21 protein-coding genes and 1 riboswitch are annotated in these 21,196 nt (G+C 72.2%); of the genes, 10 read left to right on the top strand and 11 right to left on the bottom strand.

From position 1 onward, the window contains the following. Positions 1-81: 81 nt before the first annotated feature. Genes LL648_RS30470 through LL648_RS30490 form a run of 5 tightly spaced genes read left to right on the top strand, consistent with a single transcriptional unit; the run spans position 82 to position 5,751 of the window. Positions 82-1,236, top strand: a complete 1,155-nt coding sequence (locus tag LL648_RS30470) for a pyridoxal-phosphate-dependent aminotransferase family protein (RefSeq protein ID WP_232666226.1) — start codon at positions 82-84, stop codon at positions 1,234-1,236. Further along, positions 1,233-4,166: an FAD-binding and (Fe-S)-binding domain-containing protein gene (locus tag LL648_RS30475; RefSeq protein ID WP_232666227.1), complete on the top strand. Its 2,934-nt coding sequence runs from the start codon at positions 1,233-1,235 to the stop codon at positions 4,164-4,166. The genes LL648_RS30470 and LL648_RS30475 overlap by 4 nt, the downstream gene beginning before the upstream one ends. Positions 4,167-4,217: 51 nt before the next feature. Continuing rightward, the gene (locus LL648_RS30480) at positions 4,218-4,562 is read left to right on the top strand and encodes a YbaB/EbfC family nucleoid-associated protein (RefSeq protein ID WP_232666228.1); all 345 of its coding nucleotides are present in this window, start codon (positions 4,218-4,220) and stop codon (positions 4,560-4,562) included. Continuing rightward, positions 4,559-4,858, top strand: a complete 300-nt coding sequence (locus LL648_RS30485; protein ID WP_232666229.1) for a type VII secretion target — start codon at positions 4,559-4,561, stop codon at positions 4,856-4,858. Before LL648_RS30480 ends, LL648_RS30485 begins: the two co-directional genes overlap by 4 nt. Next, positions 4,855-5,751 carry a WXG100 family type VII secretion target gene (locus LL648_RS30490; protein ID WP_232666230.1) on the top strand — a complete coding sequence of 299 codons (897 nt, stop codon included), beginning with the start codon at positions 4,855-4,857 and terminating at the stop codon, positions 5,749-5,751. The genes LL648_RS30485 and LL648_RS30490 overlap by 4 nt, the downstream gene beginning before the upstream one ends. Before the next feature lie 89 nt (positions 5,752-5,840). Here LL648_RS30490 and thiC read toward each other — a convergent pair whose 3' ends face one another. Beyond that, positions 5,841-7,493 carry a phosphomethylpyrimidine synthase ThiC gene (gene thiC, locus LL648_RS30495; RefSeq protein WP_232666231.1) on the bottom strand — a complete coding sequence of 551 codons (1,653 nt, stop codon included), beginning with the start codon at positions 7,491-7,493 and terminating at the stop codon, positions 5,841-5,843. Further along, positions 7,485-7,611: riboswitch (TPP riboswitch) on the bottom strand. (Overlaps the previous gene by 9 nt.) Positions 7,612-7,638: 27 nt before the next feature. Next, positions 7,639-8,265, bottom strand: a complete 627-nt coding sequence (locus LL648_RS30500) for a pyridoxamine 5'-phosphate oxidase family protein (protein ID WP_232666277.1) — start codon at positions 8,263-8,265, stop codon at positions 7,639-7,641. 46 nt (positions 8,266-8,311) lie between these two features. Here LL648_RS30500 and LL648_RS30505 point away from each other — a divergent pair, with 46 nt between their 5' ends. Further along, positions 8,312-8,752 carry an SRPBCC family protein gene (locus tag LL648_RS30505; protein ID WP_232666232.1) on the top strand — a complete coding sequence of 147 codons (441 nt, stop codon included), beginning with the start codon at positions 8,312-8,314 and terminating at the stop codon, positions 8,750-8,752. A 20-nt stretch (positions 8,753-8,772) separates the two neighbouring features. On the opposite strand, the gene LL648_RS30510 is transcribed toward LL648_RS30505, so the two are convergent. Together LL648_RS30510 and LL648_RS30515 are read right to left on the bottom strand one after the other, a co-directional pair. Then, the gene (locus tag LL648_RS30510) at positions 8,773-9,156 is read right to left on the bottom strand and encodes a type II toxin-antitoxin system VapC family toxin (RefSeq protein WP_255686828.1); all 384 of its coding nucleotides are present in this window, start codon (positions 9,154-9,156) and stop codon (positions 8,773-8,775) included. After that, a complete protein-coding gene (locus tag LL648_RS30515) occupies positions 9,153-9,419 on the bottom strand; it encodes a type II toxin-antitoxin system Phd/YefM family antitoxin (protein ID WP_232666234.1) in 267 nt (88 codons plus the stop codon). Before LL648_RS30515 ends, LL648_RS30510 begins: the two co-directional genes overlap by 4 nt. Before the next feature lie 108 nt (positions 9,420-9,527). On the opposite strand from LL648_RS30515, the gene LL648_RS30520 reads away from it, so the two are divergent. The 4 genes from LL648_RS30520 (at position 9,528) to LL648_RS30535 (ending at position 13,400) form a co-directional block, all read left to right on the top strand. Beyond that, on the top strand, positions 9,528-10,490 hold the full coding sequence (locus LL648_RS30520; RefSeq protein WP_308190419.1) for a carbohydrate kinase family protein: 963 nt from the start codon (positions 9,528-9,530) through the stop codon (positions 10,488-10,490). Positions 10,491-10,659: 169 nt separating this feature from the next. Beyond that, complete coding sequence (locus LL648_RS45460) at positions 10,660-11,202, top strand: DUF1707 SHOCT-like domain-containing protein (RefSeq protein ID WP_232666236.1); 543 nt, start codon at positions 10,660-10,662, stop codon at positions 11,200-11,202. 51 nt (positions 11,203-11,253) lie between these two features. After that, the gene (locus tag LL648_RS30530) at positions 11,254-12,285 is read left to right on the top strand and encodes an ABC transporter ATP-binding protein (RefSeq protein WP_232666237.1); all 1,032 of its coding nucleotides are present in this window, start codon (positions 11,254-11,256) and stop codon (positions 12,283-12,285) included. Next, positions 12,282-13,400: a hypothetical protein gene (locus LL648_RS30535; RefSeq protein ID WP_232666238.1), complete on the top strand. Its 1,119-nt coding sequence runs from the start codon at positions 12,282-12,284 to the stop codon at positions 13,398-13,400. The genes LL648_RS30530 and LL648_RS30535 overlap by 4 nt, the downstream gene beginning before the upstream one ends. Positions 13,401-13,477: 77 nt before the next feature. Here LL648_RS30535 and LL648_RS30540 read toward each other — a convergent pair whose 3' ends face one another. From LL648_RS30540 to LL648_RS30570, 7 genes are all read right to left on the bottom strand, one after another. Next, positions 13,478-14,167: a hypothetical protein gene (locus tag LL648_RS30540; protein WP_232666239.1), complete on the bottom strand. Its 690-nt coding sequence runs from the start codon at positions 14,165-14,167 to the stop codon at positions 13,478-13,480. Between the two features lie 34 nt (positions 14,168-14,201). Then, complete coding sequence (locus LL648_RS30545) at positions 14,202-15,221, bottom strand: PHP domain-containing protein (protein WP_232666240.1); 1,020 nt, start codon at positions 15,219-15,221, stop codon at positions 14,202-14,204. Between the two features lie 32 nt (positions 15,222-15,253). Further along, positions 15,254-15,709 (bottom strand): hypothetical protein, encoded by a 456-nt coding sequence (locus LL648_RS30550; RefSeq protein WP_232666241.1) that lies wholly within the window; start codon positions 15,707-15,709, stop codon positions 15,254-15,256. Between the two features lie 209 nt (positions 15,710-15,918). Further along, a complete protein-coding gene (locus tag LL648_RS30555) occupies positions 15,919-17,328 on the bottom strand; it encodes an AMP-binding protein (protein ID WP_232666242.1) in 1,410 nt (469 codons plus the stop codon). Further along, on the bottom strand, positions 17,325-18,701 hold the full coding sequence (locus LL648_RS30560) for an FAD-binding oxidoreductase (protein ID WP_232666243.1): 1,377 nt from the start codon (positions 18,699-18,701) through the stop codon (positions 17,325-17,327). The genes LL648_RS30555 and LL648_RS30560 overlap by 4 nt, the downstream gene beginning before the upstream one ends. A gap of 9 nt (positions 18,702-18,710) precedes the next feature. Continuing rightward, on the bottom strand, positions 18,711-19,649 hold the full coding sequence (locus tag LL648_RS30565) for an NAD(P)/FAD-dependent oxidoreductase (protein WP_232666244.1): 939 nt from the start codon (positions 19,647-19,649) through the stop codon (positions 18,711-18,713). Between the two features lie 28 nt (positions 19,650-19,677). Next, positions 19,678-21,189 (bottom strand): flavin-containing monooxygenase, encoded by a 1,512-nt coding sequence (locus tag LL648_RS30570; protein ID WP_232666245.1) that lies wholly within the window; start codon positions 21,187-21,189, stop codon positions 19,678-19,680. Positions 21,190-21,196 lie beyond the last annotated feature (7 nt).

Genomic DNA, 21,196 nt, shown 5'->3' on the forward strand with positions numbered 1-21,196 from the left:
GTCCTGTTCCACGATACGGAAGTGAATTTCCGTCATGGAGTATGGTTCGCGTCACAGCGACCGTCAACCCGAGGAGGAAACGTGAGTTCGACGGGTGGCCGCCACTTCCTGCAGATCCCCGGCCCGACCAACGTCCCCGACCGGGTGCTGCGCGCGATGCTCGCGCCGACGATCGACCACCGCGGGCCTGATTTCGCCGAGCTGACCCGCGCCGTCCTGCCCGCGCTCGCACCCGTCTTCGGCACGTCCGGCCCCGTGGTGATCTACCCGTCGTCCGGCACGGGCGCGTGGGAGGCAGCGCTGGTCAACACGCTGAGCCCGGGCGACCGCGTGCTGATCGGCGAGACCGGGCAGTTCTCGACGCTGTGGGCGGAGCTGGCTGCGCGCCTCGGGCTGGAGGTCGAGGTGATCCCCGGCGACTGGCGCCACGGCGTCGACCCCGCCGCCGTCGAAGAGCGGCTCGCAGCCGACACGGCGCACACGATCGCGGCGGTCTGCGTCGTCCACAACGAGACCTCGACGGGTGTGACCAGCCGCGTTCCGGAGGTGCGGGCGGCGATCGATGCGGCCGGGCACCCCGCGCTGCTGCTCGTCGACACGATCTCGTCGCTCGGCTCGATCGACTACCGGCACGACGAGTGGGGTGTCGACGTCACCGTCGCCGGCTCGCAGAAGGGTCTGATGCTGCCGCCGGGGCTGGGCTTCAACGCCGTCAGCGAGAAGGCGCTCGCCCGGTCCGCGGGCCTCCCGCGCTCCTACTGGGACTGGGCGCCGATCATCGAGGCGAACTCGCGCGGCTTCTTCCCGTACACCCCGGCCACCAACATGCTCTACGGGCTGAAGGAGGCGTGCGCGATGCTCGCCGAGGAGGGCCTCCCGGCCGTCTTCGAGCGCCACCAGCGGCACGCGGCCGCCACCCGCGCCGCCGTGCGGGCGTGGGGGCTCGAGGTGTGGTGCGCCGACGAGCGCGAGCACTCCGGCGCGCTCACCGCCGTGCTCCTTCCCGAGGGCCACGACGCCGATGCCATGCGCCGGATCATCCTGGAGCGGTTCGACATGTCGCTCGGTGCCGGGCTCGGTCGGCTCGCCGGCACGGTGTTCCGGATCGGGCACCTCGGCCACTTCAACGACCTGACGCTCGCCGGCACGCTGGCGGGCGTGCAGATGGGCCTGCAGCTGGCCGGAGTGCCGATCAAACCCGGCGGCGTGGAGGCGGCGCTGGAGCTGCTGCGTTGAACGACCTCGCACAGGCACTGGCCCGCGAGATCGAGGGCGAGGTCGCGTTCGACGACTACACCCGCCACCTGTACTCGCGCGACGCGAGCATGTACACGATCCGGCCGCAGGGTGTGGTCGCGCCACGGCACGCGGGTGATGTCGTCGCGGCCGTGCGGCTGGCCGCGGAGCACGACGTCGCCGTGCTGCCCCGCGGCGCGGCGACCAGCCTCGCCGGGCAGACCGTCGGCGACGCGCTGGTGCTCGACTTCTCGCGGCACATGTCCACGATCGTCGAGCTCGACGCGGAGGCGCGCACCGCGCGCGTGCAGCCGGGGGTGGTGCAGGACCAGCTGAACCGGGCCGCGGCGGCGCACGGGCTGATGTTCGGTCCCGACACGTCGACGTCGAACCGCGCGACGCTCGGCGGCATGATCGGCAACAACTCCGCGGGCAGCGGCTCCGTGCGGTACGGGATGACGATCGACCACGTGCAAGGGCTCGACGTCGTGCTCTCCGACGCGTCGACGGCCCGGTTCGCGCCGGTCGACGACGCCGAACGAACCCGCCGGGCAGCGGCGTCGACGCTGGAGGGCGCGCTCTACCGCGAGCTGCCCGCTCTCGTCGACGCGCAGCGCGACGCGATCGACACCGGGTTCCCGCAGTTCTGGCGCCGCGCGGGCGGCTACCGGCTCGACCGGCTCGTCCGGCCCGCAGACGGGTTCGACCTGGCCAAGTTCGTCGTCGGTTCGGAGGGGACGCTCGTCGTGCTCACCGAGGCGACGGTCGGGCTCGTCGAGAAGCCGCGCCACACCATGATCGCGGTCGGGCACTTCCGCTCGACGCAGGCCGCGATCGCCGCCACCGAGGACGCGTTGAGCTGCGACCCCGCGGCCGTCGAGCTGATGGACCGCACGATCCTCGACCTGTCCCGGCAGAAGATCGAGTACGCCGCGCTGGGCTCGATACTCGTCGACGACCCCGACGCGCTGCTCTTCGTCTCCTTCACCGGGCCCGACCCGGCGGAGCTGGCGGCCTCACTGGACCGGTTGACCGCGCTGTGGGAGCGCCACCACCACGGCTACCACACGCTGCGCGCCGACACGCCCGCCCAGCAGGGTGCGCTGCTGAAGGTGCGCAAGTCGGGGCTCGGGCTGCTGATGGCGGCGAGCGAGGGCACCAACCGGCCGCTCGCCTTCATCGAGGACACCGCGGTGGAGCCGGCCAGGCTGGCCGAGTACACGCAGCGGTTCGCGAAGGTGCTCGACCGGCACGGGATGCGCGCCGGGTTCTACGGGCACTGCTCGGTGGGCTGCCTGCACATCCGCCCGTTCGTCGACCTCGCCAAACCCGACGAGGTGGTGAAGATGCGTGCGGTCGCGGAGGAGATCCGCGATCTGGTGGCCGAGTTCGGGGGCGCCAACTCGTCCGAGCACGGCGACGGGCTGGCCCGCAGCGAGTTCAACCGGCAGCTGTTCGGCGACGCGCTGTACGAGGCGATGCGGCAGGTCAAGGCCATCTTCGACCCGGACAACCGGATGAACCCCGGCAAGATCGTCGACTCGCCGGCGATGACCGAGCACCTGCGCGACGCCGCGCTGCCGCCCGCGCCGCCGCTGCGGACCGCGCTCACGTTCAGCGTGGTCGGAGGCGGGAGCGGGGGCGGGATGCGCGATGCCGCCGACCGCTGCATGAACATCGGCGCCTGCCGCAAGAGCGACACCGGCGTCATGTGCCCCTCGTACATGGCGACCCGGCGCGAGGAGGACTCGACCCGCGGGCGGGCGAACGCGCTGGTCAAGGCGCTGTCGGAGCCGGACCCGCGGGCCGCGCTCGGCGACGAGCGGCTGCACGAGGTGCTCGACCTGTGCCTGATGTGCAAGGCGTGCAAGAGCGAGTGCCCGCTCGGCGTCGACATGGCGACGCTGAAGAGCGAGGCGCTGCACCAGAAGCACGCGACGCAGGGGACGCCGCTGCGGTCGCGGGTCTTCGGCAACATCCGGCGGCTGAACCGGCTCGGCTCGGCGACGGCACCGCTGTCGAACCTGGCCGGCAAGCTGCCGGGGATGCGGCGCCCGCTGGGCATCGCAGCGCAACGGCCCCTCCCCACGTTCACGCGCCGCACCCTCCCCCGCTGGTTCGCGCGCCGGCACGCCGCTGGGGGACGCCAGGAAAGCCACTTTCCTGGCACCACAGGACAGGAAAGTGGCTTTCCTGGCACCCTCCAGCCCCGCGGGCCGCTGACGTTCCTGGCCGACTCGTTCACCGCCTTCACCGAGCCCGGCGTCGGGATCGCGGCCGTCGAGCTCCTGGAGCGGGCGGGGTGGGACGTCCGGCTGGAGTCGGGCGGCTGTTGTGGACGGGCCGCGTTCTCCAAGGGCCTGCTCGACCAGGCGGCCCGGCAGGCGTCGGGGCTGGTGGACGCGCTCGCCAGGGCGGAGGGCCCGATCGTCGGCGTCGAACCGTCGTGCCTGCTGACGCTCAAGGACGAGCACAGGGCGCTGCTCGGCGACGACCCTCGGGTGACCGACATCGGCCGGCGCGCGGTGCTCGTCGAGGACCTGCTGGTCGACGCGATCGACAGCGGCGCGCTGGTGCCGAGCGCCGACGTGTGGCCGGCCGGGCAGCGGATCCTCTTCCACGGCCACTGCCACCAGAAGGCCGAGGTCGGGACGGCGGCATCGGTGGCGCTGCTGCGCCGGATCCCCGGCGCCGAGGTGGTCGAGCTGGACGCGGGGTGCTGCGGCATGGCCGGCTCGTTCGGCTTCGAGGCCGAGCACTACGACGTCTCGATGACGGTCGGCGAGGATCGGCTCTTCCCCGCCGTCCGCGCCGAACCGGCAGGCACCGTCGTCGCGGCGACCGGTGTCTCGTGCCGCCAGCAGATCGCGCACGGGACGCAGCGGAAAGCGTTGCACCCCGTCGAGCTGCTGCGGGCGGTGCTTGTCTGACATCTTCCAATCGGCCACGGAGAGGGCGACCCGCTCCCTAGCCTCCGTCGCATGGAACCTGAGGAGTGGCTCGCCGGCTACCGCACGAAGCTCGCCGACGTCAGGGCGCGGACGGAGCAGGCGCAGCGCGCGCTCGCCGAGGTCGAGGCGACCGCGACCAGCCGCGACGGCGCCATCAGTGTGACCGTCGGGCCGGCCGGTGCGCTCACCGCGCTGGTGCTGGGCGAGCGCAGCGAGTCGATGAGCCGCACGCAGCTCGCCGCTGCCGTGCTGGGCGCCGCGCGGCGGGCGCAGGCCGAGGCGGCCCGGATGGCGGCTGCCGCGGTCGCGCCGGTGATCGGGCAGGACAGCGAGGCCATGCGGGTGATCGAGGCGCAGCTGGCGGTGCCGCGGTGACCGCCGGGTTCGGCGTCGACCCGGCCGCGCTCGTCGCGCACGCGGCCGACGTCGACGCCATCGCGGGCCGGGTGCGGCGCGCCGCCGAGGCGGCCGCACCGCTGGACCAGTGGGCGTACGGGCTGCTCGGGCAGGTGTTCGCGGCGGCGGCCACCACAGCCGTCGGGGCGGGATCCGCCGCGATCGACGGGGTGGCCGGGGTCGCCGAGGACTTCGGCAACGCCGTGCGGGAGAGCCACGACGTCTACCTCGGGTCGGAGGACGGCGCGGCGACGTCGTTCCGGTGGCCGGGATGACCGGCGCGCTCGTCGCGGAGCCCGAGGACGAGGACGCCGAGCCGCTCAACTGGGAAGGCGCCGGGGTGGCGTCCAGCTGGGCCGACCTGGTCGACGCCGTCGGCGCGGATGAGGTCGACCCGTTCCAGGTGGGTTTCGCGGCGGCCGGCGCGGGCCTCGACACGCTCGGCGCGGTGCTGCACCCGCTCGACTCCCTGTTCGAGGCGGGCATCGGCTGGCTGATCGAGCACATCGCGTTCCTGCACGAGCCGCTCGACGCGCTCGCGGGCGACCCGACGCAGATCACCGCGCAGGCGAAGACGTGGCACAACGTCTCCGCGGAGCTGGCGGCCATCGCGAAGGACTACCGGACCATGGCGACCCAGCTGCCGGGTTGGAGCGGGGCGGCGGGCGAGGGCTACCGCGCTGCCGTCGACCGCTTCGCCGGTGCGCTCGAAGAATCGGCGGGACGGGCCGAACAGCTCTCCGGGCTGGTGCTGATGACCGGCGCCGGCGTCGGGACCGTGCGCGCGCTGGTCCGCGACCTGATCGCGGAGTTCCTGGGCGTCGTGCTGCAGTACGTCCTCGCGTTCGGCGCGCTCGCGCTCGTGACGGCGGGCGGCGGGATCGGCGGGATGGTGCTCTCGATCGTCGTGCGGGCGATCGACCTCGCCCAGGCGATCACCCGGCGGCTCTCGACGATGGTGTCGACGCTCGCCGCGGCCGGCGGGGTCGCCGGACGGATCGGCACCGGCCTGCAGAGCACCGCCGCCGCGGTCCGTTCGGCGAGCCCCGCTCTGCGCGCGACGGGGCAGCAGATCGAGGACGCCGCCGACGCGCGGCACGTGGAGAAGATCGTCGAGGCCGGCAAGCAGACCACCGGGAGCCTGGCGGAGCAGCGCGACTGGACGTGACCCCGGAACTTCCCCACCGTTTTGCCAACCTGCACACCCTGGAAGGCGTGCAAGTTGGCAAAACGGTGGGGAAGTTCGGGGCGCGGGCGCTACGACGGGGTGATCGGCAGGTACGTGCGCGCGCCGCCGTCGGTGAACTCGGCCGACTTCTCCGCCATCCCGGCCTCGATCGCCTCGACGCTGGTCAGGCCGTGCGCCTCCGCGTAGTCGCGGACGTCCTGCGTGATCCTCATGGAGCAGAACTTCGGGCCGCACATCGAGCAGAAGTGGGCGGTCTTGGCGGGCTCGGCCGGCAGCGTCTCGTCGTGGAAGGACTGGGCGGTGTCGGGATCGAGCGAGAGCCGGAACTGGTCGGCCCAACGGAACTCGAAGCGGGCCTGGCTCAGCGCGTCGTCGCGGGCCTGCGCCCGCGGGTGCTCCTTGGCCAGGTCGGCGGCGTGCGCCGCGATCTTGTAGGTGATCACGCCGGTCTTGACGTCGTCGCGGTTCGGCAGCCCGAGGTGCTCCTTCGGCGTGACGTAGCAGAGCATCGCGGTGCCGGCCTGCGCGATGGTGGCCGCGCCGATCGCCGAGGTGATGTGGTCGTAGCCGGGCGCGATGTCCGTGGCGAGCGGGCCGAGGGTGTAGAACGGCGCCTCGTCGCACCACTCCTCCTCCAGCCGCACGTTCTCCACGATCTTGTGCATCGGGATGTGCCCGGGGCCCTCGATCATGACCTGCACGTCACGGGCGCGGGCGATCGCGGTCAGCTCGCCCAGCGTCTTCAGCTCGGCGAACTGCGCGTCGTCGTTCGCGTCAGCGATGGATCCCGGCCGCAGTCCGTCGCCGAGCGAGAAGGTCACGTCGTAGGTGCGCAGGATGTCGCACAGCTCCTCGAAGTGCGTGTAGAGGAACGACTCGCGGTGGTGCGCGAGGCACCACGCCGCCATGATCGACCCGCCGCGGGAGACGATCCCGGTCGTCCGCTTCGCGGTCAGCGGGACGTAGCGCAGCAGCACGCCGGCGTGCACGGTCATGTAGTCGACGCCCTGCTCGCACTGTTCGAGCACGGTGTCGCGGTAGATCTCCCACGAGAGCTTCGCCGGCTCGCCGTTCACCTTCTCCAGCGCCTGGTAGATCGGCACCGTCCCGATCGGCACCGGCGAGTTCCGGATGATCCACTCGCGGGTGGTGTGGATGTCACGTCCCGTCGAGAGGTCCATGACGGTGTCGGCGCCCCACCGGGTGGCCCACACCATCTTCTCGACCTCCTCCTCGATCGACGAGGTGACCGCGGAGTTCCCGATGTTGGCGTTGATCTTCACCAGGAACCGCTTGCCGATGATCATCGGCTCGGCCTCGGGGTGGTTGCGGTTCGCCGGGATCACCGCACGGCCGCGCGCGACCTCCGAGCGCACCAGCTCGACGTCGACGCTCTCCCGGATCGCGATGAACCGCATCTCGGGCGTGACCACCCCGGCCTTGGCGTACGCGAGCTGGGTGACCGCGCCACCGATCGGCTCGCGTGCGGCGACCCACGGCGCACGCAGCCGCGGCAGCCCCTCCCGCACGTCGATCCCGCTGGTGGGGTCGGTGTACGGGCCGGACGTGTCGTAGACGTCGAGGTGCTCGCCGTTGCTCAGCTCGATCCGCCGGACCGGCACGCGGACGCCGGCGGGACCGTCGAGATGGACCTTGCGCGAGCCCTGGATCGGGCCGGTGGTGACGGACGGGTGCACAGACGTGCCCTGCTGCAGCGTCATCGCTGTCTCTCCCTACGCCGGCATTACCCGGACAGGTTCAGGCGGTCGGCGGCGCCCCTCCACAATGGAGGAACCGCCCTCTCAGCCTGCTTTGGTGCAGGCTCCCGCGGATATGCAGTTGTCCCGTCGACCGTAGCCGGCCGGGCTACGCGCGGTAAAGCCTCTGTACGTAGTCGGGCCCGTAGTAGGCCTCCAACGCCTCCAGCGACTCGCCCTTCGCCTCGAGCGCCTTCGAGATCCGCGCCCGCGACGGCAGGTCGTCGGCCGGCCACTCCTCGGGCTTCCACAGCGAGGAGCGCAGGAAGGCCTTGGCGCAGTGGTAGAAGGCCTCCTCGACGTCCACCTCCATCGCGAGGACGGGCCGGTGCCCCTTCACCACCATGTCGTCGAAGTAGGGCGCGTCGCGCACCAGCCGCGCGCGGCCGTTGACCCGCAACGTGTCGTTGCGCCCCGGGACCAGGAAGATCAGTCCGACGTGCGGGTTGGCCATGATGTTGTGGTAGCCGTCGACCCTGCGGTTGCCGGGACGCTCCGGCATCGCGATCGTGCGCTCGTCGAGCACCTGGACGAAGCCGGGCGGATCACCCTTCGGGGAGACGTCGCAGTTGCCCTCGGCGTCGCTGGTGGCCATCAGCAGGAACGGCGAGCGGGAGATCCACATCATGTCGATGGGATCGAGCACCGGACGAACCTTGTGCGCGGCCCGTTCCATCACGGGACCGACCAGCTCGGTCAGCTCGGCTACGGATGTGATCTCGCTGCGCTCTGCGATCGTGTCCACGTGCCAGCAGGGTAATCGGCTCCGGCAGGATGTGACCATGGCAATTGTGACGGCACGTGCGGAGCGGACGATCACCGCGCCGGCCGACAAGGTGCGCGCGGCGCTCGCCGACTACACCGAGGTGCGGCCGAAGATCCTCACCGACAACTACCGCGACTACCGCGTGGAGTCCGGCGGCAACGGCGCCGGGACCACCGTCCACTGGCTGCTGCAGGCCACGAAGAAGCGCGTGCGCGACCAGCTCGTCGAGGTCAGCGTGCCCGCCGAGGGTCGCATCGTGGAGCGCGACACCAACTCGAGCATGGTGACGGCGTGGACCGTCACACCCGCCGGCGACGACCGCAGCACGGTGACCGTCGAGACGTCGTGGAACGGCGCCGGCGGGATCGGCGGCTTCTTCGAGCGCACGTTCGCCCCGAAGGGCCTGCAGCGCATCCACGACGGCGTGCTGGCGAACCTCGACGCCGCGCTGCGCTGAAAGCCGACGAATCGCAGACGTCAGATGGTCGCTGCCATGATCTGAACGTCATACGAGCGCATTGCCCGGTCGGCAGTGACCAACATGAGCTGCTCCGCCTGCGCCTGAGCCACCAACAGGCGGTCGAACGGGTCGCCGTGAAGTCGAGGCACGTCCGCGAGCACCCGGCCGTGCTCGATCGTGAGCGGAAGTTCGGTGAACCCGTTTCCGACGACCTGCTCCGGCAGGTCGTCTGGAGCCTCCAGCTTCCCGCTGACCTTCTTGATCGAGATCTCGGCCGAGCTCACCGCGGAGACGAATACATCCGTCGTCGGGTTCCTGATCGCCGCCAGCGTCACCGGACCGATCTTCCCGTTGTCACCGAGCCACCAAAGGAGGACGTGGGTGTCGAGGAGCAGCCTCATCGTCCACCGTGCTCCTGCGGGAAGATCGGCCCGTCTTCCATGAGTTCGGTGAGTTCGGGATCAGGATCGTCGAAGTCATCGGCGATCCGAATCCTTCCAGCCCAGGCGCCAGGCTCCCGAGGCGACCTCGAGCGCTGCTCTGGTACCAGCCGCGCCACAGGCCGGCCGTTGCGGGCGATGACGATCTCCTCACCCGCCTCGACCCGTTCGATGAGCTTCGACAGATGCGTCTTCGCCTCGTACATGTTCACTTGGCCCGCCATGAACACATGATGCTTGACCTAGTCTGACCAAGGCAAGTCCTGGCAACGGAATCTGTAACCCGACAACATGGCTCCCAATATCGTCCATCGAGCTGAGAGGGGTTCGCCATCGGCACTCCGACCGAGAACGGCGTCGTCGCTGTCGCGGGTGAGGCGCTCGTCGACCTCGTGCCCGCACCCGTCGGCGACTACCTGGAGATCGCGCCCGGCGGCAGCCCGGCGAACGTGGCACTCGGGCTCGCGCGGCTCGACGTCCCGACCCGGCTGCTCGCGCGCATCGCCGACGACCCGATGGGCCGTCGGATCCGCGAGCACCTCGCCGGCAACGGGGTGGGGCTCGACCACGCCGTCGCGGCCACGGAGCAGACGTCGCTCGCGCTGGTGACGGTCGCGCCGGACGGCGGGCCGAGCTACGACTTCCGCGTCGACGGCACCGCCGACTGGCAGTGGACCGAGGCCGAGCTGGCCGGCGCCCTCGACGGTCCCGTCGTCGCGGTGCACTCGGGTTCGCTGGCGCTCACGACCCCGCCGGGCGCCGCGGTCCTGCGTGGCCTGCTCGCGCGGGCCGCGGCGACCGCGACGATCAGCTACGACCCGAACTGCCGCCCCCTGCTGATGGGCTCGCCCGCCGAGGTGCTCGCAGGGGCGCACGAGCTGCTCGCCGTCGCCGACGTCGTGAAGGTCAGCGCGGAGGACCTGGAATGGCTGGTGCCGGACGCGACGCACGAGGTGGTGCTGGCCGACTGGGCCGCGCGCGGCCCCGCGATCGTCGCCGTCACCCTCGGCGGCGACGGCGTGCTGGCCGCGACGTCGAGCGGCCTGCGCGTGCAGCGTCCCGGCATGCGGGTCGACGTCGTCGACACGGTCGGGGCCGGCGACACGTTCTCGGCGGCCCTGCTCGCCGGGCTGCACGCCCGCGGCCTGCTCGGCGCCCCCGCCCGCGAGCGGTTGCACGCGATCGACGCGGCGACGCTCGAAGCGGTGCTCGACGAGGCCGTCCGCGCCGCCGCGATCACCTGCTCGCGCCGCGGCGCCGACCCACCGACCGCAACCGAGCTCTACAACGGGTGACACGGAACGGCGGCGGGTGACGGCCCCAGATCCCTTGCGCCACCCGCCGCCGAACCCATCGAATCGGTGATCCGCACCCGAAGCGAGCGTTATAACCCCCTCGGGTGGCACACGTCGGTGGGCCGGACATCACGCTGCGTGCCGCTACCCCTGCGCTACGGTGCCGAACGTGACCCTCTCCCCGCTCCCCGAGCCGCTCGACAGCGAACGCGCGGCCGCGCAGTCGCGGCTGGAGGTCGCGGTCGGCGAGGGCCGGTTGACCCTCGACGAATTCACCGAGCGCTGCTCCCGCGTGTGGTCGGCCACCGACAAGACGGCCATCGCCCGCACCCTCGACGACCTGCCCGTCGAGGTCGTCGGCCAGCGGCAGAAGGCGACCTCCGTGCTGGTGGGCGTGTTCGGCGACATCAAGCGCCGCGGCCGGTGGGCCGTGCGCGAGCGCGTCAGCGCGTTCCTGCTGTTCGGTGACGTCGAGCTGGACCTGCGCGGAGCTGTCGTCAGGGGCGACGAGCTCACGATCCGCGTCTACACGATCTTCGGTGACGCCCAGGTGGTCGTCCCGGAAGGAGTGGACGTGGAGATGGGCGGCTTCTCGCTGTTCGGCGACGAGGAGACGAAGCTCGCGCCGGTCGAACGGGTGCGTGGCACACCGCTGGTCCGCGTGCGCCAGTTCTCGATCTTCGGCGACCTCGAGGTGCGCAGCGCCCGCTGATCGCGGACGGTACCTGCCAGAGCGCTTACCAGACTGGGTTAGCCTCAGCCCGTGTTGAGCGTGCAGGGGCTGACGAAGGTGTACGACGGGCGCACCGTCGTCGACCACATCGGGTTCGAGCTGCAACCGGGCACGGTGACGGCGTTCCTCGGGCCCAACGGTGCAGGCAAGTCGACGACGTTGCGCATGGTGTGCGGGCTGACCCACCCGACCCAGGGCACCGCAACCGTCGGCGGTCGGCCGTACGCCGCGTGGCCGAACCCGGGGCACGTGGCCGGTGTGCTGCTCGACGCGACGGCGGTGCACCCCGGCCGCTCCGGACGCCTGCACCTGCGGCTCGCCGCGCAGCTCGCCGGGTTGCCGGCCGCACGTGCCGACCAGGTGATGGAGATGGTCGGGCTCGCCGACGCCGCCACCCGCAAGATCGGCAAGTACAGCCTCGGCATGCGTCAGCGGCTCGGCCTGGCGCAGTCGCTGCTCACCGACCCGCCGATGCTGATCCTCGACGAGCCGATCAACGGGCTCGACCCCGAGGGCATCCGCTCGGTCCGCAACCTGCTCCGCGCGCACAGCGCAAAGGGCGGCACGGTGCTGCTCTCCAGCCATGTGCTCGCCGAGGTGGACCAGACCGCCGACCGGCTGCTCGTCATCGGCCAGGGCAAGATCGTCGCGGACGGGCCGCTGCAGCAGCTCACCGCGTCGAACCGCACCCTGGTGCGCGGGCCCGACATGGGCCGGCTGGTGATGGCGATGCAGCAGGCCGGCCTCACCGCGGAGCCCGCCGCCGACGGCTACGCCGCCGTGCGTGCGCCGGTGCCGCAGGTCTCCGACATCGCGTTCCGCAGCGGTGTGCAGGTGTACGACCTGCGCGAGGAGCAGCTGAGTCTGGAGGAGCTCTTCTTCCGGCTCACCGGCGACCCGCACGCGGCCCAGTCCAACCAGCCGCAGCAGCAACAACCGCCCCAGCCACCGCAACCCCCGTACCCACCCCAACCGCCGCAGGGATATCCCCCACAGATGAACGGCAACGGCTACCCGCCGGCGCAGGCACCTGCCGGGACGTGGGGAGGAGGGCAGCGATGACCAACCCGATGCCGCCGAAGCACGCGGCTCCGGCGCAGTGGCAGCAGAACCCGTACGGGCAGCAGCCGGCCTACCCGACCGCGCAGCCGGGCCAAATGCCACCGGCTCCCGCCCAGTACGGGCAGCACTCCCAGCCGACCGCACAACCGGCCGCCCAACCGACTGCGCAGCCCGGCCAAATGCCGCCGGCGCCCCAAATGCCACAGGCGCAGTACGGGCAGCAGCCTGCCTATCCCGCCGCGCAGCCGGCCCAGACGCCCTACGCGGCCCAGCCACAGGCTCAACCGGGGCAGCCCCAGCCGGCCCAGGCGGCTGCGTGGCCGCCCGGTGGCGCGGCACCCGCCGTCGCGGGCCCGGCCGGCGACTGGCAGATGCGCGCGTCGAAGCGCGCCGGGTTCGGCACGCTCGTGATGGTCGAGTTCAAAAAGCTGTCCGGCACTCTCAGCGACAAGATCCTCCTGGTCACCGGTCCGCTCTTCGCCATCCTGATCACGCTGCTCGTGCTCACGTCGCAGAGCAATCTCACGACCGTGACCAGCCAGATCAGCCCGCTCGCCTACCTGGCGCGGATCGCCGACGTAATCCTGCACGTCACCGTGATCAAGCTGGTCGCCGGTGAGTGGCAGCACCGCAGCGTGCAACCGACGCTGCTGATGCAGCCGTCACGGCAGCGGTACGCGCTCGCGCAGGCCGTCGTGGTCTTCACGATCTGGCTGGGCGCGGCGCTGCTGGAGATCGCGCTGTTCTTCCCGCTCATCTCATCGCGGGCCGCCGCGATCAACCACGGCTACCTGCTCGACCAGCGGATCGGCTGGGTCATTGCGGTCGCGTTGCTCGGCACCGGCCTGACGATGGCGGTCGCGCTGGTGACGGCGATGCTCCTGCCCAACGCGGCGGCGTCGATCACCGTGTACGTCCTCGTGGTGATGGGCATGATGATCCTTGTGGCGTCGCTGCCGGACTTCATGTCCTACATCGACCCGGTGCAGCCGATGATGGCGCTGGCGGGGACGGCCGAAGTCACCAACACGGCGTCCGTGATCACCTCGTCGCTGATGCTGGTGGGCCTGCTCGGGCTCGGGATGTGGAGAATCTCCCGCCGCGACGCCGGCTGACCCCGAAGTTCCCACCGTTTGGGCACTTGCGCGCTCGCTGGGCGCGCATCCACCCAAAACGGTGGGGAGATGTGCGGTCAGGCGCGCACGAGGCTCCCGCCGTCGGGGTCGAGCGCGGCGATGAACGCCTTGGCCATCTCGAGGCTCTTCGGGCAGAACTCCGTGGCGACCTTGCCCGATTGCGCGAGATCCTCCGACTCGTACTCGGTGCCGTCGTCGGCCGGACCGGCCGTGACCATGAAGACGATCGGCGAGCCGGTGTCGACGATCGTGTTGCAGTCGGGCCCCGCGGCCGAGAAGGCGAGCACCTGCACCGCGTAGTAGCGCTCGTTCAGGATGAACCGCCGGAAGTAGGACGGGGTGCCGTACACCGAGGCGAAGCGGCTGGCGCCGTCCCAGTGGTTCTTGAACGGCGCAGCGGGCGGCGGGTCGTCCGCGTCGACGTCCACGATGGGCGGCTGGATGTTCTCGATCCACGCCCGGCCCCACGGCTCGTCCCACGCGCAGCCGCCGGCCCCGCTGCCGAACCCCTTGGTCTGATGGGGTGGCGTCGTGAGGCCCGCCGCACGCATCGACTCACGCGGCAGCTCGAGGCAGGTGTCCTTGAACACCGGCTCACGGGTGGTCAGGAACGTGATGTCGTCGTAGGCGACGGACTCCGCCGGCAGCTTGGGGGCCGGCTGGGCCGGCACCACGGCAGGGGGTGCGGTGCACGCACTGAGCGCCAGCACCGACAGGCCGACGACGACCATGGACCTTCCTCGCATGCGGCCAGTCGACCACATGAGGTACGAAGGCTTTTCACCGGCTCCTGGCCAGCAGTCGCTCCACCGGCCAGGTGTTGATCACCCGCTCGGCCGGCACGCCGCACGCGACCGCCCGTTCGCAGCCGTTGCCGAGCCAGTCGAGCTGGCCGGGGGCGTGCGCGTCGGTGTCGATCGTGAACTCGCACCCCGCCTCGACGGCGAGCCGCAGCAGCCGTTTGGGCGGGTCGAGCCGCTCCGGGCGGGAGTTGACCTCGACGGCGACGCCGCCCTCCGCGCACGCCGCGAACACCGCAGCGGCGTCGAACTCCGACTCGGGCCGCTTGCGCTTGCCGGTGACCATGCGGCCGGTGCAGTGCCCCAGCACGTCGACGAGCGGGTTGGCGATGGCCTTGAGCATGCGGCGGGTCATGTCGGCGCGCTGCATGCGCAGCTTCGAGTGCACCGACGCGACGACGATGTCGAGCTCGGAGAGCAGGTCGGGGTCCTGGTCGAGCGAGCCGTCCTCGTTGATGTCGACCTCGATGCCGGTGAGCACCCGGAACTGCCCGTCGAGCTCCGCGTTCAGCTCGGCGACCTGGTCGAGCTGCGCGCGCAGCCGTTCAGCGGAGAGGCCGTTGGCGACGGTGAGCCGCGGCGAGTGGTCGGTGATCACGAGGTAGTCGTGACCCAGCTCGCGGGCGGTCTGCACCATCTCGCGCAGCGGCGACCCGCCGTCGGACGCGTCGGTGTGGCTGTGGCAGTCGCCGCGGATCGCCTCGCGCATCCCCTGCGCGGCCTCGTCGAGCGGAGTGCCCTCGGTGGCCTCCAACCTGCGGAGGTAGACCGGCTCCTCGCCGGTCAGCGACTCGATGACGCACCGCGCGGTGACCTCGCCGACGCCCTTGAGCCGCACCAGCTCGCCGGAGAGCGCCAGCTGGGTCAGCTCATCGGGGTCGCGGCGGGCGAGCACGGCCGCCGCGGTGCGGAACGCGCGCACCCGGTAGGTCGACTCGTGCGCACGTTCCAGCAGGAAGGCGATGCGCCGCAGATCGGCGACGGCGTCCCGGGCGCTCACGCAGCCGATCGTCGCACAGCTCACCCACGCGATCAGGACGGGTCGGTGCGCAGCGCCAGCCCGTCCTTGTCGCAGCCGATGATCCCGCTGCCCTGCGCGCCGGTGTCGGCGAGGCACGACCAGCCCTGCACGACGAGGCGGTGCGAGGTGCCCTCCGACTTGGTCGGCGCATCGCGGTAGTACTCGGTGATGACGTTGAACGCCTCCGTGCAGCCCACGCGGCCGGCGTCGGTCGCGACCGCGATCAGGTCGACCTGCGCGCCGCCCTCCGGGCCGACCTTGCCGCCGCTCGTGCTGCAGTTGACGTCGTCGACGTCGTCCTCGGCCGCCGAAGTGGGCGCCGAGGTGGGCGCCACCGTCGCGACGGCCGGCGCGGTCGAAGCCTGCGAACTCGGCGTGGGCGTCGGAGCCGGACCGGAACAGCCGGTGAGCAGCGCGGCGGCGAGCACCGCCCCGCACGTCACCACCCGGATCGTCCGTGCGTGCATGAGGTCCCCCGACCTGTTGTGGGACGGCACGTGCCGTCCCTTGTGGAGGACCCTAGTGCGGCGCCACAGACGTGGCGGCGGAGGGCGGGATGCGTGCGTTCCGCACGCGTTGCCAGGAAAGCCACTTTCCTGGCGCCACAGGACAGGAAAGTGGCTTTCCTGGCACCCCTGCCAGCTGAGGACGGGCGGGAGGCTGGGTGTCGCCTCCGTCAGCGTGGCAGTTTTGCCTTCTGCACCTTGCCCATGTCGTTGCGCGGCAGCGACTCGGTGAACCGGACCTCGCGCGGGCGCTTGTGCGGCGCCAGCAGCGCGGCGACGTGGTCGATCAGCTCGCGCTCCTGCGGCGGCTCCCCCGCCGGCACGACGAACGCGACGATCCGCTCGCCGAGATCGTCGTCGGGCGCGCCGATGACGGCCACCTCGGCCACCCCGTCGTGTTCGAGGAGCGCGTTCTCGATCTCGCCCGCGCCGATCTTGTAGCCGCCGGACTTGATGAGATCGGTCGCGCTGCGGCCCACCAACGCGAGTGTCCCGGAGGCGGTCCAGCGCCCGATGTCGCCAGTGGCGAACCAGCCATCGGCGGTGAACGCGGCCGCGGTGGCCTCGGGACGGTTGAGGTAGCCGTCGAACACCGACGGGCCGCGGACCTCGACCGCGCCGAGCCCTTCCGAGTCGTCGCCCGGGAGCGGTGTCAGCCGCACCTCGGTGCCCGTCACCGGACGCCCGACGGTGCCGGGTTCGGGTTCCTCGGCGGCGGTGGCCGCGGTGAGGATGAGTGTCTCGGTGAGGCCGTACCGCTCGCGCACGGCGAGCCCGGTCGTCGCGCGGATCCGGGCGTGGTCGACGGCCGTCAGCGCGGCCGACCCGGAGACGAGCAGCCGTGCGCGGCCCACCGCCGCGGCCGCCGCGGCGTCGGCCTCCAGCTGCGCCGCGAGGCGGTGGTACTGCGTCGGCACGCCGAAGACGAGCGTCGCGCCGGACGCCGCGAGCGTCGTGGCGTCGAGCGCGCCGATGTGGTGCAAGGTGCCGCCGCGGCGCAGCGGGCCGAGCACCCCGAGCACGAGCCCGTGCACGTGGAACAGCGGGAGGCCGTGCGCGAGCAGGTCGTCGGCCGTCCACTCCCAGGCCTCCGCGAGCCCGTCGAGGTTGGCGGCGACGGCCCGCCGCGAGAGCACGGCGCCCTTCGGCGGCCCGGTTGTGCCCGAGGTGTAGACGACGAGCGCGGGCGCCGTGAGGGGCGGCTCGTCGGTGGGCAGCGCACCGGTCGCCGCGAGGTCGACGTCGATCCGCGGGAGCGCCGCGAGCGGGCCCGGGAGCTCGACCCCCGGCGCGGCCAACACGAGCTCCGGCGCGGCGTCGGCGAGCACGTGCCCCAGCTCGCGCTCGCCGAGCTTCGGGTTGAGCGGCACCGCCGGCACGCCCGCGACCAGCGCCGACGTCACCGCGAGCGCGGTGTGGATGCTCGGTGTGGCGTAGACGGCGACGCGCGTGCGCCCCCGCAGCTGTGCAGCGAGCGCGCCCGCGGCGCCGGCGAGCTGCGCGTAGGTCAGCTCAGCGGCGCCGAAGCGGAGCGCCACGCGGTTCGGCGGGTCGAGCAGGGCGGGGAACAACGCGCTCATCCGACCATCTTCCCCGGGTTCAAGATCCCCTGCGGGTCGAGCGCCTGCTTCACGGCACGCTGCAGCGCGACGACACCGGGGCCGAGCTCGCGGCGCATCCCGTCGAGCTTGAGCAGGCCGACCCCGTGCTCGCCGGTCACGGTGCCGCCCAGCGCCAGCGCGGTATCGACGATCTCGTCGAACGCGGCCTGCGCGCGCAGCTTCGCCGGCTCGTCGCCGTGCTTGGTGAGCAGCAGCGGGTGCAGGTTCCCGTCGCCGGCGTGCGCCACCGTCGCGATCTTCGTCTCGTGCTTCGCGGCGATCTCCTCCAGCCGCCCGAGCATCTCGGCGAGCTTGCCGCGCGGCAGGCAGACGTCCTCGGTCAGCATCGCCTCGCCGCGCTGCTCGAGCCCCGGATAGGCGAGCCTGCGCGCCTCGAACAGCGCCTCCGCCTCGACCGGGTCGGTCGACATGATCGCCTCGGTCGCGCCGGCTGCCTCGAACTCGGCGTGGATCGCGGCCGCCTCCTGCTCCGCGGCCGGCTCCGGGAGGTCGGTCTGCGCCAGCAGCAACGCCGCGGAGCTCGCCGGCAGGTCGGCCTGCTTCCACTCGTTGATCGCCTGCAGGCACACTCGGTCGATCAGCTCGAACGCCGCCGGCTGCAACCCGGCCGCGGTCACCCGGCCGACCGCCTCCCCCGCCGCCGCGAGCGTGTCGAAGAACCCGACGACGGTGCGCGGGATCGTCGTGCGCAGCGGCCGCAGCCGCACGGTGACCTCGGTGACGACGCCGAGCGTGCCCTCGGAGCCGACCAGCAGCCCCACCAGGTCGTACCCCGCGACCCCCTTCGCCGTGCGCCGGCCGACCCGCACGACCTCACCCGCCGCCGTCACGAACTCGAGCGCGAGGACGTAGTCGCGCGTGACGCCGTACTTCACGCAGCACAGCCCGCCCGCGTTGGTGGCGACGTTGCCGCCGATCGTCGACCACGGCGCGCTCGCGGGGTCGGGCGGATACCAGAGGCCCTGCTCGGCGGCAGCGGCCCGGAGGTCGTCGTTGACGACGCCCGGCTGGACGACCGCGATCCGCTCGGCGGGGTTGGTCTCGACGATCTCGCGCATCCGTTCGGTCGAGAGCACGACACAGCCGTCGACGGCGTTGGCGCCACCGGAGAGGCCGGTGCCCGCGCCGCGGGTGACCACCGGGATGCCGTGCGCGGCGCAGGCCTTCACAACAGCGGCGACCTCCGCGGTGCTGCCAGGGCGGACCACGGCGACCGCTGCCCCGTACGCGGCCCACTCCGCCTCGTCGTGCAGGTAGGGACGGACGGTGTCGGGGTCGGTGAGCAGGTGCTGTGGCGCCACGGCCGCGCTGAGCTCCGGCGGGAGGGTCATGGGCCGACCCTACGTCGAGCGACCGGCAATCATCGCGTCCGCGAGACCGGTTCCCGACCGCCAGGCCGTCTCGATGCGCGGGCTGCCCCAGCCGTCGCCGGCGAGCGCGACGCCGTCGCGGCCGAGGTGGAACGGCTCCTCGCGGGTGCCGTCCGGCGCCGCGTGCGGCCAGTGCCGCACGTCCACCCATTCCGGGGAGGTCCGCACGCCGAGCAGGTCGCGCAGCGCGTCGAGCACCGCGGGGACGACGCCGGCCGGGTCGGCGGCGTGCGCGGTGGCCAGGCCGGCCGTCGTGTGCGCCACCAGGACGGGAGCGTCGTCGCCGCGGCGGGCGCCGTCGTCGGCGACCAGCGAGAGCACAGGGTGGCCGTTGACGAATGCCGCAGCCAGCTCCGGCCACTCCCGCTGCGCGAACCCGGCCACGACGGTGATCACGGGCCGCCAGCCGCGACCGGCCAGCACGGAAGCCGCGGGCGTTCCCGGCTCGACGAGCCGCTCCGCCTGCGGGTCGGGCATCGCGAGCACAACGGTGTGGGCTCGCTCACCGTCGACGTGCCCGGGACCGGCCGCCCGCACGTCGTGGCCGAACCGGACGTCGAGGCCGTCGGCCAGCGCGGCGACGAGGCTCGCCAGGCCGCCGGGCGCCGCCCACCGCATCGGGCCCCGCTCCGGCGAGCGGCTGCCGCCCTCCAGCACCGCGAGCTCCGCCGTCCACGGCCGGGCGAGCCCGGCCGCCTCCCACTCGGAGACGACGTCGGCGAACCCCTCGTCGCGCACGGTGAAGTAGGCCGCGCCGGTGTCGACGCGCCGCCCGCCGATGCGCGGGCTGGCCATCCGCCCGCCGACAACGAGGTCCCGCTCCAGGACGACAACATCCACCCCGGCGTCGGCGAGCCGCCGCGCGCACGCCACGCCGGCGATCCCGGCCCCGACAACGATCACCCGCACCCGTTCACGGTAACCGTCGACAACGACGTTATGGCTGTTTTGAAACGTTCCAAGCAGCCATAACGTCGTTGTCGACGGCGCGGCCCAGCAGCTCGTGGTCCGCGTGGTGCACGCGCCGCGTGCGGCGGCGGTAGCGGAACGTGTAGTCGGGCCAGAGCGTGCGGTTGCGACCGTCCTCGTCGAGGTACCAGGACGCGCAGCCGCCGGCCGTCCAGACCGAGCCGTCGAGCTTGCGCTGCAACGCGGCGTTGAAGCGGTCCTGCCGGTCGCGGCGGGTGTCGATCGCGGCCGCGCCGCTGCGGTCGACGAGCGCGAGCGCGTCGAGCAGGTAGCTGGTCTGCGACTCGATCATGTAGATCATCGAGCTGTGCCCGAGCCCGGTGTTGGGGCCGATCATGGTGAACAGGTTCGGGAATCCCGCGACCGTGGTGCCGAGGAAGCCCTCGGGGCCGCGCGCCCAGACGTCGTCGAGCTTCACGCCGTCGCGGCCCGTGATCGTCACGTCGTGGCCCATGCCCTCGCCGACCTTGAAGCCGGTGCCGAAGACGATCGTGTCGACCTCGTGCTCGACGCCGTCGGCCGTCACCACCGCGTTCCTCGTGACCCGCACGATCTTCTCGGTGACGACCTCGGCGTTGGGCTGCTTGAGCGCCCCGTAGTAGTCGTTGGACATCAGGATCCGCTTGCAGCCGATCGTGAAGTCGGGAGTGAGCTTCGCCGCGAGGTCGGGCCGGTCGGCGAACGTGCGGGCGAGGTGCGCCCGCGCGAACCGCTCGACGAGCTTCATCCGCCGCGGCTTGCGGAAGCCGCTGACCAGCGCCTCGTTGCGCGCGTAGATCACGCCGCGCTGCAGCTTCTGCGCCGCGGGGAACACGCGGTAGAGGGCGCGCGCGACGGCGGGGATCGGCCGGTCGGGCTTTGGCAGCACCCATGGCGCGGTGCGCTGGAACAGCGTGAGCGACGTGGCCTGCGGCTGGATCTGCGGCACGAACTGGATCGCGCTCGCGCCGGTGCCGACCACCGCGACCCGCTTTCCGGCGAAGTCGTGCGAGTGGTCCCACTGCGACGAGTGGAACGCCGTGCCCTCGAACTCGTCGAGCCCGTCGATCTCCGGGACCGACGGGATGTGCAGCGGGCCGGTCGCCCAGACGAGCACCCGCGCCCGGATCGCGGTGCCGTCGGACGTCGTGACCGCCCAGCCGGTGCCTTCCCACTCCGCGCGGGTGACGGCCGCGCCGAAGCGGATGTGCTCGCGGAGGCCGTAGCGGTCGGCGATGCCCTCCAAGTACGCGCGGATCTCCGGTTGGCGCGCGAACAGGCGCGTCCAGTCCGGGTTCGGCGCGAACGAGAACGAGTACAGGTGCGACGGCACGTCGCACGCGCAGCCGGGATAGGTGTTGTCGCGCCAGGTGCCGCCGAGCGACTCGCCCTTCTCCAGCACCACGAAGTCGGTACGGCCGGCCCCGGCCAGCCGAACGGCCGCGCCGAGCCCTGCGAAACCGCTGCCGACGATCGCCACGTCCACACTGAGGTCAGCCATCGTGCTC

It is taken from the genome of Pseudonocardia sp. TRM90224 (assembly GCF_021245725.1).
Classification (GTDB): Bacteria; Actinomycetota; Actinomycetes; order Mycobacteriales; family Pseudonocardiaceae; genus Pseudonocardia.

Excerpts from the sequence above, each read along its gene's own strand:
- LL648_RS30535 (WP_232666238.1), top strand. The coding sequence starts at position 12,282 with ATGACCAACCCGATGCCGCCGAAGCACGCGGCTCCGGCGCAGTGGCAG.
- LL648_RS30560 (WP_232666243.1), bottom strand. The coding sequence starts at position 18,701 with ATGACCCTCCCGCCGGAGCTCAGCGCGGCCGTGGCGCCACAGCACCTG.
- LL648_RS30540 (WP_232666239.1), bottom strand. The coding sequence starts at position 14,167 with ATGCGAGGAAGGTCCATGGTCGTCGTCGGCCTGTCGGTGCTGGCGCTC.
- thiC (WP_232666231.1), bottom strand. The coding sequence starts at position 7,493 with ATGACGCTGCAGCAGGGCACGTCTGTGCACCCGTCCGTCACCACCGGC.
- LL648_RS30570 (WP_232666245.1), bottom strand. The coding sequence starts at position 21,189 with ATGGCTGACCTCAGTGTGGACGTGGCGATCGTCGGCAGCGGTTTCGCA.
- LL648_RS30490 (WP_232666230.1), top strand. The coding sequence starts at position 4,855 with ATGACCGGCGCGCTCGTCGCGGAGCCCGAGGACGAGGACGCCGAGCCG.
- LL648_RS30480 (WP_232666228.1), top strand. The coding sequence starts at position 4,218 with ATGGAACCTGAGGAGTGGCTCGCCGGCTACCGCACGAAGCTCGCCGAC.
- LL648_RS30555 (WP_232666242.1), bottom strand. The coding sequence starts at position 17,328 with ATGAGCGCGTTGTTCCCCGCCCTGCTCGACCCGCCGAACCGCGTGGCG.
- LL648_RS30550 (WP_232666241.1), bottom strand. The coding sequence starts at position 15,709 with ATGCACGCACGGACGATCCGGGTGGTGACGTGCGGGGCGGTGCTCGCC.
- LL648_RS30505 (WP_232666232.1), top strand. The coding sequence starts at position 8,312 with ATGGCAATTGTGACGGCACGTGCGGAGCGGACGATCACCGCGCCGGCC.
- LL648_RS30510 (WP_255686828.1), bottom strand. The coding sequence starts at position 9,156 with ATGAGGCTGCTCCTCGACACCCACGTCCTCCTTTGGTGGCTCGGTGAC.
- LL648_RS30515 (WP_232666234.1), bottom strand. The coding sequence starts at position 9,419 with ATGGCGGGCCAAGTGAACATGTACGAGGCGAAGACGCATCTGTCGAAG.